Source organism: Kocuria massiliensis (assembly GCF_900169715.1).
Lineage (GTDB): Bacteria > Actinomycetota > Actinomycetes > Actinomycetales > Micrococcaceae > Rothia > Rothia massiliensis.
Window position 1 is genome coordinate 310234 of record NZ_LT835161.1, and the last position, 15583, is coordinate 325816.

Consider the following 15583-nt stretch of genomic DNA (forward strand, 5'->3'; position numbering starts at 1 on the left):
AGTATGCCATCGAATCGAACAGTAATGAACATGGATGCATCGATGCCTATAAGGCGCTATAGTGCCGAGATTTGGGGGTTGACACCCTCGTTCCTGCGTGTAGGCTGAATGCAAAATTCAACAATTACGAACATCTCCGCACAATAGCGTGCGCGATCGAACTCTCCAGGAGGCAAGCGATGTTGCTTGCAGATGCCAGTAGTAGCATCCGGTTGTCCCTTTCATGGGTCGACTACCTGATGCTTTTCCTTTACTTCGCGACCGTGCTTGCCATCGGTATCGCGGCAAAGCGGCGAGTCAAAACCAGCATGGACTTCTTCCTGTCGGGTCGGTCTATGCCCGCCTGGATCACGGGCCTGGCTTTTGTCTCGGCCAACCTCGGTGCCACAGAAATCTTGGGCATGGCCGCGAACGGTGCCGAAATCGGCATGGCGACCTTGCACTACTACATCATCGGCGCCGTCCCGGCCATGGTCTTCCTCGGCCTGGTCATGATGCCCTTCTACTACGGTTCTAAAGTCCGCTCGGTGCCGCAATTCATGCTGCGCCGTTTCGGTAAGGCCGCCCACGCGGTCAACTCGATTGCGTTTGCGGTCTCCAACGTCTTGATTGCGGGCATCAACCTCTACGCGATGGCCATCATCATCGAGGCGATGCTGGGTTGGCCCCAATGGGTCGCCATCGTGGTTTCCGCGGGCTTTGTTCTGCTGTACATCACTCTCGGTGGCCTGTCTGGCGCGATTTACAACGAAGTGATGCAGTTCTTTGTGATCGTGGCCGGCCTGGTTCCGCTGACGGTCGTTGGACTGCACCGCGTGCACGGATGGTCCGGATTGAAGGAAGCTCTCATGAACACGGAGGGCGTCAGCAGGCTTCATCTGTCGGCGTGGCAAGGCACCGGAATCGGCGACGTCACGAACCCAATCGGCGCCAACTGGCTCGCCATCGTGCTTGGCCTGGGATTCGTGCTGAGCTTCGGCTACTGGACCACTAACTTCACCGAGGTGCAGCGGGCATTTTCTGCGAAGAACATGTCGGCGGCTCGACGCACGCCCCTCATTGGTGCGTTCCCCAAGTTGTTCATTCCGTTCATCGTCGTCGTGCCGGGTCTGATTGCCGCCGCGACGATCGGTAACCAGTTCGCGGACGGTTCGCTGACCTATAACGACGCGATTCCTAAGCTCATTCAGATGTACCTTCCGTCCGGCGTCTTGGGCGTTGCCGTGACCGGTTTGATGGCATCCTTCATGGCGGGTATGGCCGCCAACGTGTCTAGCTTCAACACGGTGTTCACGTACGACATCTGGCAGGAATACATCAAGCCGAACATGCCGGACGGCTACTACCTGTCGGCTGGTCGATGGGTCACGGCGATCGGCGTCGTGATTGGCATCGGAACGGCTTTCCTTGCGGCTCAGTTCGGCAACATCATGACGTACATGCAGACGCTTTTCTCGTTCTTCAATGCGCCACTCTTTGCCGTATTCATTCTGGGGCTTCTGTGGAAACGCATGACTCCTGCTGCAGGGCTTTGGGGTTACATCGCCGGAATCATCGCCCCGACGATCGTCTGGATCGCTTACCTCAACGACGAGTCACTCTTCGGCTCGGCGACGGCGGAGACCATGTACGGAGCTATTTACTCCTTCGTGGCCGTGATCGTGGTGTCGGTGCTGGTGACCTTCGTGTCGAAGCCCAAGCCGCTGAGCGAGCTTCAAGGCCTGGTCTACGGTGTGGGTACGGTCGACGTTAAATCTGACGTGGCCGTCGGCGATGCCGTGTGGTACCGCTCGCCGGCCCTTCTTGGTACTGCGGCGTTGGTCCTCTGTGTGCTTCTCTACCTCCCATTCCTCTAAGAATTCGCACTGACTAGGAGAAATACGATGAGCGATAACGTTTCCGAGACTCCCGACCTTGTGCAATTGAGCGAAGGCGAGAAGAAGGATCTCATCCAGTACACCCGACGGACCGACCTACGCCGCATCATTGGTGGTCTCTTCGTGATTTACGGGGTTTTGGTGACCCTGATGGGAATCATTAACCCGGCCGACGACGTCGCGAAGACCGGTGGCATTCACATCAACCTCTGGACCGGAGCATCGATGCTCGTGGCGGGCGTGCTGTTCTTCGTCTGGGATCGGCTTGCTCCGGTTCCGGAGGAGGACATCATCGCCAGCGCCGAGGCGGTCGACATCAAGAAGGCAGAAGGCGAAGGGAAACTGGACTAGTGCCCGGCGCCTATCAGGGGGCCCTTCACGAGATATCCGGCCATGGATTTACCGCAGTAATAGCCGAGGTGGGTGCCAGCCTGGTCTCTCTGGAGGGCACCTCGGGGTCCCTGGTGCGAACCACCCCGCCAGGTGGGCCCCGAGAAGGGTGTAACGGAGCAATTCTGGCTCCATGGCCGAACCGAATCCGGGACGGCAACTACACCTTTGGGGGACGGACCCACCAGCTTCCCTTGACCGAGCCGGAACGCCACAACGCGGCTCACGGACTCGCTCTGTGGGAGCGGTGGGACGTCGTCGAGAAGTCTTCTGACGCCGTCACGCTGTCCCTGGACCTGGTTCCGCAGCCTGGGTATCCGTTCGAAGTGCGACTCAAGGCCCGGTATGAGTTGGCTGAGAGTGGTTTGGAATGGTCCGTAGAGGCCACCAACGAGGGCGCCGAGCCCGCGCCCTACGCCGTCGCTGGCCACCCGTATCTGGTGGCCGATGGTGGAGATGGCCTGACTCCCGAGGCCCTCGATACATGGAGCCTGAAAATTCCCGCCGAAGAATATCTTGAGGTGGATCCGGAGAGACTCCTCCCCATGGAAGTCCGCACGGTACACGGAACGGAATTCGATCTTCGCGATGGGCGACTGATGGGGCAGCAACGGTTTGACCATGCCTTTGGGGCAATCGCTCGTCCCGGAGGAGGCAGCTTCCGTTGTGAATTGACCACGAACAGCGGACATGGAGTCTTCCTGGAGTGCGGTCCCGCGATTCACTGGATTCAGGTGTACACGGACGACCAGCCGGAGGGAGCGCCTGGTCGCCGGGCCGTCGCGGTTGAACCGATGACCGCGCCGGCCGATGCTTTCCGCTCGGGGTGCAATCTCACGATTCTGAAGCCGGGTGATTCTCACCGAGCCTGGTGGCGTATCGGGCCGATAGTGGGCCAAGTACACGGCTAATACAACAACAAAGCGGCGGCACCGCTGAGGGTGCCGCCGCTTTGTGGTGTCCTGAGGACGTCGTCGTCGGAGTTACTGCTCGCTCGATGCTGGTCCGTCGGACAGCTCGGCTTCCCGACGCTTGGCCTTGTTCCGCTCGCGGGCCACTTCGACGCCGATCGGGATGATCGAGAGGAGAACCAGAGCGATCACGATCATGTCCACGTGCTCACGGATAAACGTGACGTTTCCGAGCCAAACGCCGGCAAACGTCAGGAGGAAGCACCACAGCAGGGCACCGACGATGTTCCATTTTGCAAAGTCGGCGTAGCGGTACTTCGCGATGCCCGCGGCCAGCGGGACGTAGGTGCGCACGATGGGCACGAAGCGAGCGAGGATGAGGGCCTTGCCGCCGTACTTGTCGAAGAATGCGTGGGCGCGATCCAAGTTTGCGTAATTGAGGATTCTGCCTCTTTCCGAAAACAGACGGCGACCGAAGAAGTGCCCGAGCATGTAGCCGACTTGGTCGCCGAGGACGGCGGCGACGGAAACCGATACGAGAAGGACCCACAGGTTCAGGCCCAACTGCTGATGCAGAAGACCCGTCGTGAACAGCAGGGAGTCGCCTGGGAGGAAGGGAAATAGAACGCCGGATTCGATAAACACCATCAGCGTGACGAGGCCGAGCACCCAGGGACCCGCGTTGGCAAGAATGTCCTCGAGGTTGAATCCCAACAGGTTCAAGGTCGGTGCGGGGATCGCGTTGAGCATGGAAAGGTGATGGGGCAGATGGCTATCGAGAACTGCGATGACTGACATGCACTTACCTTGTGTCGGAGAAGAGGGGAACGCCGAGGACAGTCTACTGGAGGGAACCTAGGTAGGGGCTGTGCAAATCTTGCCAAAACCCAGCGGGATCCACGATATCCACAGGGTGATCTGTGCCGGACCCTGACTCTGTCAGGATGGAGACATGAGCATCGCACCCCAGGATTCCGAGCTTTACGATCAAGCTGTCGCCCACCTTCGCGCTCTGACTGGCCGAAACGACGCGCGTTTCCACCCGGGACAGTTCGAATCCATTCGTGCGCTCGTGGAGGAACGAGCACGTGCCTTGGTGATTCAGCGAACTGGCTGGGGCAAATCCGCCGTGTACTTCATTTCTTCACTCTTGATGCGGCAGTTCGGTGGTGGGCCAGCACTGATAGTTTCGCCGCTACTTGCGCTCATGCGTGATCAAGTGGCGGCGGCCGAACGCGCCGGTGTTCGCGCAGCCGCGGTGAACTCGGCGAATGCGACCGAGTGGAATGAGATTCGCGCCGACATCGAGGCGGGAACATTGGATGTATTGCTCGTCAGCCCGGAACGTCTGAACAATCCGCGTTTCCGGGACGAGTGGATGCCCTCCCTGATGAAAAGTTGTTCCCTCCTGGTGATTGACGAGGCTCATTGCATTTCGGATTGGGGCCATGATTTTCGACCGGACTATCGCCGGATACGAGACCTGATTGGCCGTCTTCCCTCCAGGGTTCCGGTGTTGGCGACCACGGCGACGGCCAATAGCCGAGTCGTCGCCGATATTCAGGAACAGCTTGGGGTCACGCTCCCCTCTCAAGAACGAGGCGACGCGGAAACCTCCGGCGACCGTGCAGCTTCCGAGAGGCAAGGGGTGTTCACGTTGCGTGGGCCTCTGTCGCGGGCAAGCCTGCGTCTGGGGGTTCTGAACCTCCCAGACAATGCCTCCCGGATCGCCTGGTTATTGGAGCATCTAAAAGACCTTCCCGGGAGTGGCATCGTGTATGCCCTGACCATTTCGGCCGCCGAGGACACAGCCCGCATTCTTGCGGAGTCCGGTTATGTGGTTCGTTCTTACACGGGTCGCACCGATACCGGTGAGCGCGAAGAGGCCGAGGAAGCCCTGAAGCGTAACGACGTCAAGGCGTTGGTCGCAACGAGCGCCCTCGGCATGGGGTTCGACAAGCCGGATCTTGGATTCGTCGTCCATTTGGGAGCGCCGTCGTCGCCGGTTGCTTATTACCAACAAGTAGGTCGCGCGGGGCGCGCAACGGAGAGTGCCGACGTCTTGCTTCTGCCTGGACGTGAGGATCCGGAGATTTGGAAGTACTTCGCCACCGCTTCCATGCCCACTCGTGAGAACGCCGAGGCGGTTCTCGCGGCGCTTCAGAACGCTGGTCGGCCGTTATCCGTGGCTGCCTTAGAGTCCGCCGTCAATGTGAAACGAACCTCCTTGGAACTACTCCTCAAGGTTCTTTCCGTGGAGGACGCCGTCGAGCGCGTCCAAGGCGGTTGGGAAGCAACCGGTCGTCAGTGGGCCTATGACGCCGAAAGGTACGAACGCATCGCCGAGGCACGGCGTCGTGAGCAAACGGCCATGCTTGATTACGAAGCGGGCACCCAATGCCGCATGCAATTTCTTGCCGATCAGCTGGACGACGACACTGCGGAACCCTGCGGCAGGTGCGACGTCTGCGCAGGTCCGTGGTACCCGAGCGACATCGACGTGGAATCGTCTCGTCGGGCCAAAAACGGTCTTGTGAAGGTCGGTGTTCCGATAGAGCCGCGGGCTCAGTGGCCGAGCGGACTCCCCAAGCTCGGAATCGATCACAAGGGCAAGATCCCCGAGGCGGAGCGGGTGGAACGAGGCCGTGTTTTGGCTAGGCTCACCGATCTCGGGTGGGGCAACCGGCTTCGGGAGATCTTCGCCGCGGACGAGGCCGGCCGTCCCATCGACGGCGAGGTTCAGGCAGACGTCGGAAAAGCCTGCATAGGCGTTCTGGCGGAATGGGACTGGTCCCGCCGACCCTCGGCCGTCGTGGCCATACCGTCGAGATCGCGACCCCAGCTTGTGGACTCTCTGGCCCAGGGGCTGTCCGCCGCCGGGCGATTGCCGTACCTGGGACAACTCGAGCTCGCTCCCCAGAGCGAATCCGCCACCGACCGTCGAGGCGGAAACAGCGCATTTAGCGCAGCCAGTGTTTGGGGGAAGTTCCACGTGGGAGCGGATCTGGCCGCCGGGTTGGCCGAGCTTCGGGGGCCGGTGCTTTTGGTGGATGATCTTGTGGACTCGCGCTGGACCATGACGGTGGCCGGTCGTGAGCTCCTTCGGGCCGGTGCCGATGGCGTGTTGCCGTTCGCGCTGGCGTTGCAGGGGTGAACTCGTGTGGCCGGCTGCGCCGTACGGGCTCAACCGCTGGACCTCGAATCGGCTCAACGGAGCGTGTCTAGCCTCCTGAAGCGCGTTTGGTCTTCGCCGTCGCCGTGGCGTTCCAAGGGTCTTCCGGCCAAGGATGTTTGATGTATCTGCCTCGGTTCTCCGCGCGAACTTGTGGATACACGTTGGTCCAGAAATTGGTGAGGTCTTGGGTGACGGCGAGCGGTCGCCGGGCCGGAGACAGCAGATGAAGTACCACCGGTACGCGGCCGTCACAGATCGTCGGCCCCGATGCCCAACCGAAGCATTCTTGTAATTTCACGGCCAGTACGGGTGGGCTGACGTCAGGGTCGTGTTCTTCAGGGGCTGGGTAGTTCAGACGGACCGAAGCACCACTGGGAACTGTCAGCCGTTCCGGAACGAGGTCGTCCATTCGGGATGCTTCTGGCCACGGCAGGAGCCCCCTGAGCGCCGAAACCGTATCGGTGGAAGCCGGTGCGGCACCTGCGGCGATGCGGTCAAGTGCCTGGCCGAGCCAGGAATCTGCAGAGGATGCGAGGGTCTCGAGATCGACTCGTGGCCACGGATCGCCGTAGATCGCATGGAGCAGGCCCATGCGTGCCCGGAGCGATTCGAAGGCCGGGGAGGGCGCGAGGAATCGTTCAAAACCCGTGCGCCTGATCGCGTCCCGCACTGCACGACGGCCCGCTTCTGGGGAGGGCGGCCGCGGCGTCGAGGAGAGTTCGATCGCCCCTAGCGCCGCAACCGTACGCGATATGATCCTGCCTCCTCCGCGTGTCTCGGAGAAGGTGGCAACCTCTTCTTCGCGGAGCATTTCGGAGCCGGCCAGCATCGCAGTTTCTTCGTCGAGTACTGCGGCCGCACGGATGACGGGCGAACCATTGACCAGGGCAACTTCGGCCACGGCCAACCATTCCTGACCCGTGAGTCCCGAACCAGGGGGCAGGGCAGCCCCATGGCCGGAGGTCATGAGGTATTCGTCGCTTCCGCCGCGTCGTCGGGCGATGCGGTCGGGAAAGGCGAGGGCGGTCACCCATGCGGTGGATTCTTCCGTGGCGCGCTCGCTGGTGGGCTGGGCCTCAACTTCATCCATCAATTTGTCGACCTCGCGCCGCCACGTCCCGGACCCTGAGCGTTGGAAGTTGCGGACTGATGCCCATAGATCCGCTCCCGGTGCGCGATCATCCGAACCGATGGTGGCAAGTACTTCCGCCGCGGCCCGCGCTCCGACCATGTCGGCACCATCGAAAAGCGCCCTCGCAAGCCGAGGATCGGTGGGAACCTCGGCAAGGCGGCGACCCGTAGCCGTGGCTTGTTCGTCGTCGTCCATTGCTCCGAGGGCTTGCAACAGTTTGCGGGCCCGTGCATAGGCACGCTCCGGAAGGGGATCAGGAAGTCGCAAACCGCGTCCTCCCGGAGCTCCCCAACAGGCCAGATCGAGGGCGGCGGAGGTGAGATCGCTCGTAGCAATTTCCGGCGGCGCGGAGGCGGGCCGGGCGGAAAATTCGGCTGGGCTCATGCATCGCACCACGGTCCCCGGAGCTTCGCGGGCCGCGCGTCCACCGCGCTGAACCATCGAATCTTTAGAAGCACCCACGGTGACGAGGCCGCTCATGCCGCGAACGGTGTCGAAACGCTGCTGGCGATCGAGCCCCGCATCGACGACGAGGCGCACTCCGGGGACCGTGATCGCGGATTCGGCCACGTTGGTCGAAACGATGATCCGGCGGGGGCGCGTCCCGAACCCCGCTTCGGACATGATGCGTTGCTGCTCGGCTGACGGAGTCCGCCCCGTCAGCCGGAGCACCTCGACGTCGTCGGGCACACGTTGGCGGAGGAGAGCGGTCACCTTGTCGATTTCGCGGGACCCCGGGAGGAAGAGCAAGAAGTCGCCGTCGGTCGAACCCAAGTGAACGGCGGTCGTTTCCGCAACGTGCGTCAGAAACCCCGGCGTGACGCCGCGGACGTCGAGGGCGGGCGTAGACGACGGTGCCCACGACTCCGTCAACTCGTGCGTGCGCACTTCGGCCGAAGCGATCCGGGCGGGCTGGTCCTCAGATCCGAGTAAGTCGGCCCAACGCCGTGCATCAAGGGTCGCCGACATGGCAACAACGGAAAGGTCGTCGCGCATCTGAGCGAGTTGCGTGACCATCCCGACGGCGAGGTCAGAGTCAAGGTGTCGCTCGTGGACCTCGTCTAGCACGATGCAGGCGACGTCCTCGAGTTCGGGATTGCGGATCAAACGGCGAAGTAAAACACCGGTGGTCACGAACTCCACGCGCGTCGACGCCGAATGCTTCCGTTCCCCACGGATCGTGTACCCGCTGAGCTCCCCGGGGGCCGTTCCCGAAAGCTGAGCAAGACGGTGCGCGGCCGACCGCGCGGCGATCCTTCGTGGTTGTGTGACCAGCACCTTTTTCGGTGCTCCGTCTGAGCCGGCTGGACGGGCTGCGAGTTCCGCCATGAGCGGTGGGATGACGGTGGTCTTTCCAGACCCCGGTGGTGCTTCGACCACGGCGCGGGTCACGGATTCATCTAGCCACCAGCCGGTCATGGTGGGAATGAGCTGGCGCGCGGGGAGACCCTGGGCGATGCGATCGAGGGGGAAGGACTTCATGTCAGGTGAAAGCCACCGAATACGGTGGGTCAGAACTAACCAGGGAGGTTTTCGAAGAGAGCCTTTGCGGTCACGAGGTCTTCCCAGCCCATGCCCACGGTCTTGAACAGTGCCGGGCGAGCGGTGGTGCGGCGATCCTCGGTAACCATCGTCGAGAGGTCGCGGAGGTCGTTCTCACGGATGAGATGGCGCTTGACCGCAATGACGGCGTCGCCCGCTTCACGCATCGCGGTGTCGACGTCTTCGACGTAAAAGGCTGCTCGGCGGGCCAATGCATCGTCAGTTTCCCGGGCGTCTGGGCTATGAGAACCCATCGCGACGACCACGGCGCCGTCCTGCACAGAGTCCCCGTCGAAGAGGGGTTCGCTGGCTGAGGTGCAGCAGGTGATGATGTCGGCGGAGGCGACGTCGTCCTCGGAAGCTGCTCGGGCGTTGAATCCTTCGGCGTTGAGGGCCGCGACCAGCCGATCCGTTTTATTTCCGCTGCGCCCCACGATGCCGACCCGGGAAATTTCTCGGACGGCGGCGACCGCACGAACGTGGTATTCGGCCTGGGGGCCGGTGCCGAAGACCAGAAGATCGGTGGCATCGGGGGCGGCCAAGATATCCACTCCCAAAGCGGAGACCGCGGGCGTACGGATGGCCGTGAGCGCGACGCCGTCGATGAGTGCCAGAGGAGCCATCGTTTCAGAGTCGAAGAGGAGGTACTGTCCCTGGATTTTCGGCAGGCCACGCTGGGGATTCTCGGGGGCAACCGTGAGAATCTTGACGCCGGCGTAGTCGCCATTCTCGCTGGGCATCATGAGGAACTCGCCCCGGTTCAACTCCGCTGAAGTGCGCGGGTGGGCGCGCGAGGGATCGAAACCTTGCGCTAGTGCCTGTTTCAGTGCATCCACCGCTGCCCTCATGGGTAAGTGGGCCAAGACCTGTTCGGCGTTGACGGTACGAATATCGGGAGTCGACAACTCAGACATGAAACCTCCACGGCCCTCATTTCGAGGCAGCCGATGATGCGATGGACTGCGATGCGAGTCTACCCATCTTGGCTCGTGCCGTGTGCGGCGGGACGGAACATGTTAATAACTTCACCGGTCAGCTGAACGGGGCGGCCGGTTCCCTCAAGAGGGGGTGCCGCTTCGTCATGAGGGTAAAGGTTTGGTTGCCCTGACGCGGCGAAGTCCCGGAAAAGGTGGTCAATCTATGGTGGCTGCCAGACCATACCTCAAATATGAATCTTCCCATTGGCATGGAAAGTACACCTGGGTCAAGTGAAAATCGGCTCTCACCCGAGAACAGCTCGCGAGTCTACATCAGGAACCTACGCGTTTTCTGTTGAAAACCTTGTGAATCACTCAAAGCTTGCCTATGATTATGAAGGCCTAATGGGGCCGTTCGTTAGAGTCACGGTCGTGGCTCGCAACCTGAAAGTGGCTCCGGATGAGCATGTATCCACGTGACCCCAATGGTGGTCAGCAGAATCAGTATTCGAATTTTGGGCAAAATAACTACCAAGGTTATTATCAGCCTCCGCGAAAGTCGAACACATTTACCATTATCGCCTTCGTCTTCGCAGTGGCGGGCCTCGTGCTCTTTTGGATACCGATTATTGGCCTGCTCTTGGCGGTGGCCGGCTTGATTTTGTCCATCATTGCGCTGGGCTCTCACCAGTTGAAGGGCATGACGATTTCTGGCATCTGCATCTCTGCGGTTGGTTTAGTGTTGTCTTTGCTGCTGACTATTGGTTTTGTCGTCGGCGCAATGTCGGGTGCGTCAGACGGAAGTGACGTTTCCGTTGCATCATCAGAGGCGCCGTCGGCCTCTGCGTCGAGTGCATCCGCATCCGCTAAGCCTGAAACGACTCTATCGCCGTCTTCAAGTTCCAGTGCGGTTCCCAAGAATCCTGATTTGGCGACATTTCATGAGGTGGACGACCGGCAACTTGCCCAGATCGTTAAAGATCCCAAGGGGCATGTGGGCGAACAACTCATAGTTTATGGTTGGGTGACTCAGCTCGATTCAGCTACCGGAGCCTGCGGCATGCGAGTCAATGTAGGTGCTTCGTATCAGCCGGAAACCTATCTCTACGAGACGAATACCATCGCCTTCGATGCTGAATCATTGAACGGTAAGGGCAAATGTTCGAGCCTTGAGCCGCTGGTGAAAGACGATAACGTGAAGCTGTGGGTCACAGTTGCTGGTGCCGAAACCTATGGGAACACCATTGGAGGCAGTACGACGGCACCTGTAGTCGCAGTGTACAAGGCCGAAATTCAATAGATCCGCCGAGTTCAGCAAAATAGGCCCAACTTTGCATAAAGTTTTGTAAATACGGTGGCCCCTCGAGAGATGCATGGCATCTTCTCGGGGGGCTTTTTGCTGATATCTCAAGATCGGCGATGGTGACGTCAGATGCATCTCATAGTTGATGAGCAGGCCATCTCTGGTGTCTGGGCTTCGAACGCCTGAAGCCCCCGCTTTTGGCCGCAGGCACAAGAAAAGGCCCCTACCCACCCGGATTCCGGGGCGGTAGGGGCCTTCAAGCTGGCGGTGACGGAGGGATTTGAACCCTCGGTACGGGGTTACCGTACACGACATTTCGAGTGTCGCACCTTCGGCCGCTCGGACACGTCACCAACTTCGGTTACTTTACCGATTCAGCGGGGACTCCTCAACTTGAGGGGCTCATAATCGTAGCCGCACACCTGTTGCTTTGATCACCCATCGCCTACGCCACGATGTAGCCGTCGACGAGCTTAGACACGGCGCGGGCGGCGTCTTGCGTGGTCCGGGTCGAATGGTTCATCTCCCGGTCCATGGCGAGCATAAACGTCGCGCCGAAAATGGCGACCGCGATCGAGGTGCTGTCCGGCGTCGGGGATAGCTCGTAGGACCGGCGCAGATCCTCGACTAGCTCGGTGACTCGATCGATGATGACGCCTCGCTGCTCCGACAGGACCTCGGAATTGGCGACGTCGTTGGGGCGCCACATTTCCGCTACGGCGAGCCTCGCGAACCCGGGTTGCGTTTCCAAAAAGCGCAGGGCCGCGATCGTGGCCCGGAGGAGGCGGTCCCGTGGGTCCGAGACGTCTTCTACGGCGTCGTCGATGGATTCCAACACCAGCTTGACCCCGTATCGGAGCAGTCCATCCACCATCGACTTCTTGGAGCCGAAGTTGTAGTACACCGTGCCCTTGGAAACGCCCGCCTTGGCCGCGATCTCGTCGACCGTGGTGGCAGTGGGACCCTTCTCGCTCATGATGACCATGGCCGATTCAAAGAGCTTGAGCTGCGTCCGTGACGTCCTGCCGGGCCGACGCTTAATGGTCGACGGGGGCGTGTCTTCTACCGTGCGGTGCGTCGTCACAGTTCAACCTCCGGGTGCAGCTTGGCGAGCGTCCATGTCCGACTCTTGATGGAACCGAGGAGGCTAATCGCGACGCCGAGGATCAGGAAGCCCACGAGGATTAGTACCAGCATAGGCACCGATCCTTCATTGATGCCGTAGGCCAGGCGTCGGACACCGGTCAGTGCGTATCCCATGGGAAGCACGTGATGCAGCCATTTGAGCGGCTCCGGCAACGTCTCGTACGGCATCATGCCACCACAGGTCACCAGCTGAACGATCAGCAAGATCAACACCATGAGCTTGCCAGGTGAACCGAACAGGGAGATCAACCCTTGTCCCAGTGCACTGAAGGTCATAGAGGTCAGGAGAAGGAACCAGAACGTCAGCCACGGATGGGTCATTTCGAAGCCGAGACCAAAGAGGACGACGGCGAACAGCACCACCGTCTGCGCCACGGATACGACGGCGAACGGTCCCCACGAGCCAAGGGCCACGCGGAAACTCGACGTTCCGGAAGCCAAGGCTCGACTATTGCTGGCCCGCAAGAATTGGCCTGACATGAGCACACCGATCCAGAGCGCCAAGACGATGAAGAACGGCCCCATGCCCTCGCCGTAATTTCGGGCCGAGGCCAGAGAATTGTGGTCGTCCGTCACGGGGTCGGACATGACCGATGCCAGCGAGGATTGTTCCTTTTCGTCGAGGTTGGGGACCTTATTGGTGCCGTCCCGGAGCCCCTTGGTCAGATTCTGCGAACCGTCCACGAGCTGTCCTGAGCCGCCCTGGATCTGTCCCGCTCCCTCGTCAACTTGCGAGGAACCCTGCACCGCTTGGTCGGTGCCGTCGGCAAGTTTCTGCGCGCCGTCGCGAGCGGAAACCTGGTTGTCGTAGAGGGTCTGAGAGCCCTGAACCAGCTGGCCCGTGGATCCCGCGAGGGTCCCGGCGCCGGACTTCAGGCTCTGAGCGCCGTCGTTGACCTTGGTGGCGCCGTCCGCGAGTTCGCCCGTCTTCTGGTCGAGAGTGCTGGCCCCGGAGGAAAGCTGCTGGGCGGCGTCGTTGGCGTTCTTGGCGCCGTCGGCAACACCTGCGGCTCCGTCGTTGAGCTGGGCGATGCCCCCGGTGAGCTGGGAGATCTTCCCGGCGACGGTTGAGGTGCCATCGCTGGCGCACGAGGAATCCCGGAGCTTTTGCAACGCGGCTGCTTGGTCGGTGTTCTCGACGGAATCGAGTTGACCCGTCGCGGCGTTGGCCACGCGGTCCTTGGTGGCCTGCCCCGACACCGAGGCCACGACCTTGTCCGCTTGGTCTTGCGTCAAAATACCCTGCTTGACCAGCGCATTGACCTGTTCCGTAGTCGCGGATCCGACCTCGGAAACCACCGCGTTGGAGACGTCGCTACCGAGCCTGCCGCTCGGCTCTGAGGTATTCACCGACGAGAGATCGCGACACATGGTGGTCAGATCGTTGCCCAGATTCTGAATGCCCGATTCCTGAACCTGCTGATTCAGGGAGGAGACTCCCTGGGAGAGCTGGCCGGCGCCGTCGGACAGCTTCGATGTCCCGTCCGCGAGCTGTGATGAGCCGCCGGCGAGGGTTGAGGTGCCGTCCTTCAACTGCGCGGACCCGTCGGCTAGCCCCTGGGTCCCCTGGGCGAGAGTCGTGGCGCCGCCGTTGAGCTGCTGGGCGCCGTCATCGAGCTGCTTCGCTCCGGAAACCGCTTGGGCATTGCCGTCGACAAGTTGGTTTTCGCCGTCCACGAGCGAATGTGCGCCCTCATTGAGTTGTTGGGCACCACTCGCGAGGGACGACGTGCCGTCCTTGAGCTGGTTCACAGCCGAGGAGAGATTGACGGCGCCGTCGGAAACCTTCTGAGAACCGTCGGTTGCCTTAGACATTTGTTGGTGAATGTCCGTGAAATTCGCCAGCATTTGCTGCGCGGTTTGGTCCCCGACCTCGGAGGCCACCTGGTCGCGAATCGTCGTTCCGGCCTTCGCCACGATGTTCGTCAGAAGGTAGTTATTGGCGTCGTTGGTGACGATTTCCAGACCCGCCTGCTGTGGATCTACCGTGCCCGGTTTCCCGTTCTGATCCGGAGCAAACTTGGACGTCGAGAGGAGTCGTTGGGTGAAGTCCTTGGGAATCACGATGGCGAAGTCGGTTTCGCCCTTGGTCACCTGGTCCACCGCCGTGTCGCGGTCCGACACATCGTGCCAGTCGAAATTACCGGAGTCATGGAGCTTGTCTTTGACGCTCTGTCCGGTGTTCATCTGCTGACCATTGGGGCCCTTGCCGCCGGCATCTTCCATGACGATGGCGCCGCTGACGTGGTCAACCTTGCCGTAAGGGTCCCAGTTGGAATAGAGGTAGATCCCTCCGTACAGCAACGGGACACAGGCCAGCGCAACCATCACGAGCTTGGGGAAAACCCCGCCGGTCATGCGCTTGAGTTCACTGAGTGCGAGTCGAATGGCGGTCACGCGCGCGTCTCCTGAAGTTGCTGGGGGTCAAAGAGCTCATCGAGGCTCAGATCGGTCGGTACGTGGGGTGATCTGGTGGGTTCGCCGACGACGGCGCGAAGGCCGCGCCAAGAGTCGCTGATGTGGGGCACCACCGCCACGACGGTTCGGGGATGTTCCTCATCGCGTGCCAGATCGAACAGGGAAGGAAGCCACGCGGAGGTGTGGTTCGCGTGGCGCGACGGGGTGTCGAACACCAAGAGATCGGCGCGTTCATCATGGCGCGCCAAGGCGGTGACGAGGCGAATGCGCTGGTCACCGGTCAATTGCTCATCCCACAGGTCGTCGAGGTCTTCGAGCCCGTTGTCTTCCAGCCAGGCGCTCGCTTTTGGACGCCGCAGGAAAGGGTGTGGCATATAGGAAAGCATTTCGGAGACGTAGTCGCGCACACGCATGTGGCTTTCCATCTCGTTGATGTCGGGGGCATCCACGATCGCGGCGATCTTCCGCAGATCTTTGCCGTCGGGGTTCCCGTTCCACGAGACGACGCCGTCGCTCGGCTTCATGCGGCCGGTCAAGGTGAGAGACAGTGCCGAACGTTCGAGCTGGGTGTTGGCTTGGACGAGGATTATTTCGCCGAGTTCGACGGTAAAGGAGGTCGGATAGATCAGGGGAGCGTGGCGTCCCTTCGACTGAAGGTCGGAGACTTCGAGCACGGGGTTACTCCTAGCGATGAGTCATCTGAGGAAGGCGCCCAAAAGGGACTGAGTGTTCACGTGACGGAACGTGCAGGAGGCCCACGGGGCTATGGGAG

General features: G+C 61.1%; 11 protein-coding genes and 1 tRNA gene. 5 read left to right on the plus strand and 7 right to left on the minus strand.

What is annotated here, in order from left to right:
- Positions 1-179 precede the first annotated feature (179 nt).
- The 3 genes from B9Y51_RS05630 to B9Y51_RS05640 are packed head-to-tail and all read left to right on the plus strand — an operon-like array spanning position 180 to position 3178.
- Entirely contained in the window at positions 180-1856 is a 1677-nt protein-coding gene (locus B9Y51_RS05630) for a sodium:solute symporter family protein (protein ID WP_048683957.1), read from the plus strand.
- 27 nt (positions 1857-1883) lie between these two features.
- Positions 1884-2228 carry a hypothetical protein gene (locus B9Y51_RS05635; protein ID WP_085529099.1) on the plus strand — a complete coding sequence of 115 codons (345 nt, stop codon included), beginning with the start codon at positions 1884-1886 and terminating at the stop codon, positions 2226-2228.
- Positions 2228-3178, plus strand: a complete 951-nt coding sequence (locus tag B9Y51_RS05640; RefSeq protein WP_158088258.1) for an aldose 1-epimerase family protein — start codon at positions 2228-2230, stop codon at positions 3176-3178. The genes B9Y51_RS05635 and B9Y51_RS05640 overlap by 1 nt, the downstream gene beginning before the upstream one ends.
- 72 nt (positions 3179-3250) lie before the next feature.
- Here the strand turns inward: B9Y51_RS05640 and B9Y51_RS05645 are convergent, their stop codons facing one another.
- Entirely contained in the window at positions 3251-3976 is a 726-nt protein-coding gene (locus tag B9Y51_RS05645; RefSeq protein WP_238650862.1) for a VTT domain-containing protein, read from the minus strand.
- Between the two features lie 154 nt (positions 3977-4130).
- On the opposite strand from B9Y51_RS05645, the gene B9Y51_RS05650 reads away from it, so the two are divergent.
- Positions 4131-6332: a RecQ family ATP-dependent DNA helicase gene (locus tag B9Y51_RS05650; RefSeq protein ID WP_085529101.1), complete on the plus strand. Its 2202-nt coding sequence runs from the start codon at positions 4131-4133 to the stop codon at positions 6330-6332.
- A 67-nt stretch (positions 6333-6399) separates the two neighbouring features.
- On the opposite strand, the gene hrpB is transcribed toward B9Y51_RS05650, so the two are convergent.
- A complete protein-coding gene (gene hrpB, locus B9Y51_RS05655; protein WP_085529102.1) occupies positions 6400-8967 on the minus strand; it encodes an ATP-dependent helicase HrpB in 2568 nt (855 codons plus the stop codon).
- A gap of 35 nt (positions 8968-9002) precedes the next feature.
- On the minus strand, positions 9003-9941 hold the full coding sequence (locus B9Y51_RS05660; protein ID WP_085529103.1) for an ornithine cyclodeaminase family protein: 939 nt from the start codon (positions 9939-9941) through the stop codon (positions 9003-9005).
- A 463-nt stretch (positions 9942-10404) separates the two neighbouring features.
- Here B9Y51_RS05660 and B9Y51_RS05665 point away from each other — a divergent pair, with 463 nt between their 5' ends.
- The gene (locus B9Y51_RS05665) at positions 10405-11244 is read left to right on the plus strand and encodes a DUF4190 domain-containing protein (RefSeq protein ID WP_085529104.1); all 840 of its coding nucleotides are present in this window, start codon (positions 10405-10407) and stop codon (positions 11242-11244) included.
- A gap of 265 nt (positions 11245-11509) precedes the next feature.
- Here B9Y51_RS05665 and B9Y51_RS05670 read toward each other — a convergent pair.
- From B9Y51_RS05670 to B9Y51_RS05685, 4 genes are all read right to left on the minus strand, one after another.
- Positions 11510-11600: transfer RNA gene (locus B9Y51_RS05670), tRNA-Ser, on the minus strand.
- Between the two features lie 92 nt (positions 11601-11692).
- Positions 11693-12331: a TetR/AcrR family transcriptional regulator gene (locus tag B9Y51_RS05675; protein ID WP_245826081.1), complete on the minus strand. Its 639-nt coding sequence runs from the start codon at positions 12329-12331 to the stop codon at positions 11693-11695.
- The gene (locus tag B9Y51_RS05680; RefSeq protein ID WP_085529105.1) at positions 12328-14790 is read right to left on the minus strand and encodes a YhgE/Pip domain-containing protein; all 2463 of its coding nucleotides are present in this window, start codon (positions 14788-14790) and stop codon (positions 12328-12330) included. The genes B9Y51_RS05675 and B9Y51_RS05680 overlap by 4 nt, the downstream gene beginning before the upstream one ends.
- Positions 14787-15485: a P-loop NTPase family protein gene (locus B9Y51_RS05685; RefSeq protein WP_085529106.1), complete on the minus strand. Its 699-nt coding sequence runs from the start codon at positions 15483-15485 to the stop codon at positions 14787-14789. Before B9Y51_RS05685 ends, B9Y51_RS05680 begins: the two co-directional genes overlap by 4 nt.
- Positions 15486-15583: the final 98 nt, after the last annotated feature.

Coding starts and splice junctions, on each gene's coding strand:
- B9Y51_RS05630 (WP_048683957.1), top strand. CDS start 180: ATGTTGCTTGCAGATGCCAGTAGTAGCATCCGGTTGTCCCTTTCATGG.
- B9Y51_RS05635 (WP_085529099.1), top strand. CDS start 1,884: ATGAGCGATAACGTTTCCGAGACTCCCGACCTTGTGCAATTGAGCGAA.
- B9Y51_RS05645 (WP_238650862.1), bottom strand. CDS start 3,976: ATGTCAGTCATCGCAGTTCTCGATAGCCATCTGCCCCATCACCTTTCC.
- B9Y51_RS05650 (WP_085529101.1), top strand. CDS start 4,131: ATGAGCATCGCACCCCAGGATTCCGAGCTTTACGATCAAGCTGTCGCC.
- hrpB (WP_085529102.1), bottom strand. CDS start 8,967: ATGAAGTCCTTCCCCCTCGATCGCATCGCCCAGGGTCTCCCCGCGCGC.
- B9Y51_RS05660 (WP_085529103.1), bottom strand. CDS start 9,941: ATGTCTGAGTTGTCGACTCCCGATATTCGTACCGTCAACGCCGAACAG.
- B9Y51_RS05665 (WP_085529104.1), top strand. CDS start 10,405: ATGAGCATGTATCCACGTGACCCCAATGGTGGTCAGCAGAATCAGTAT.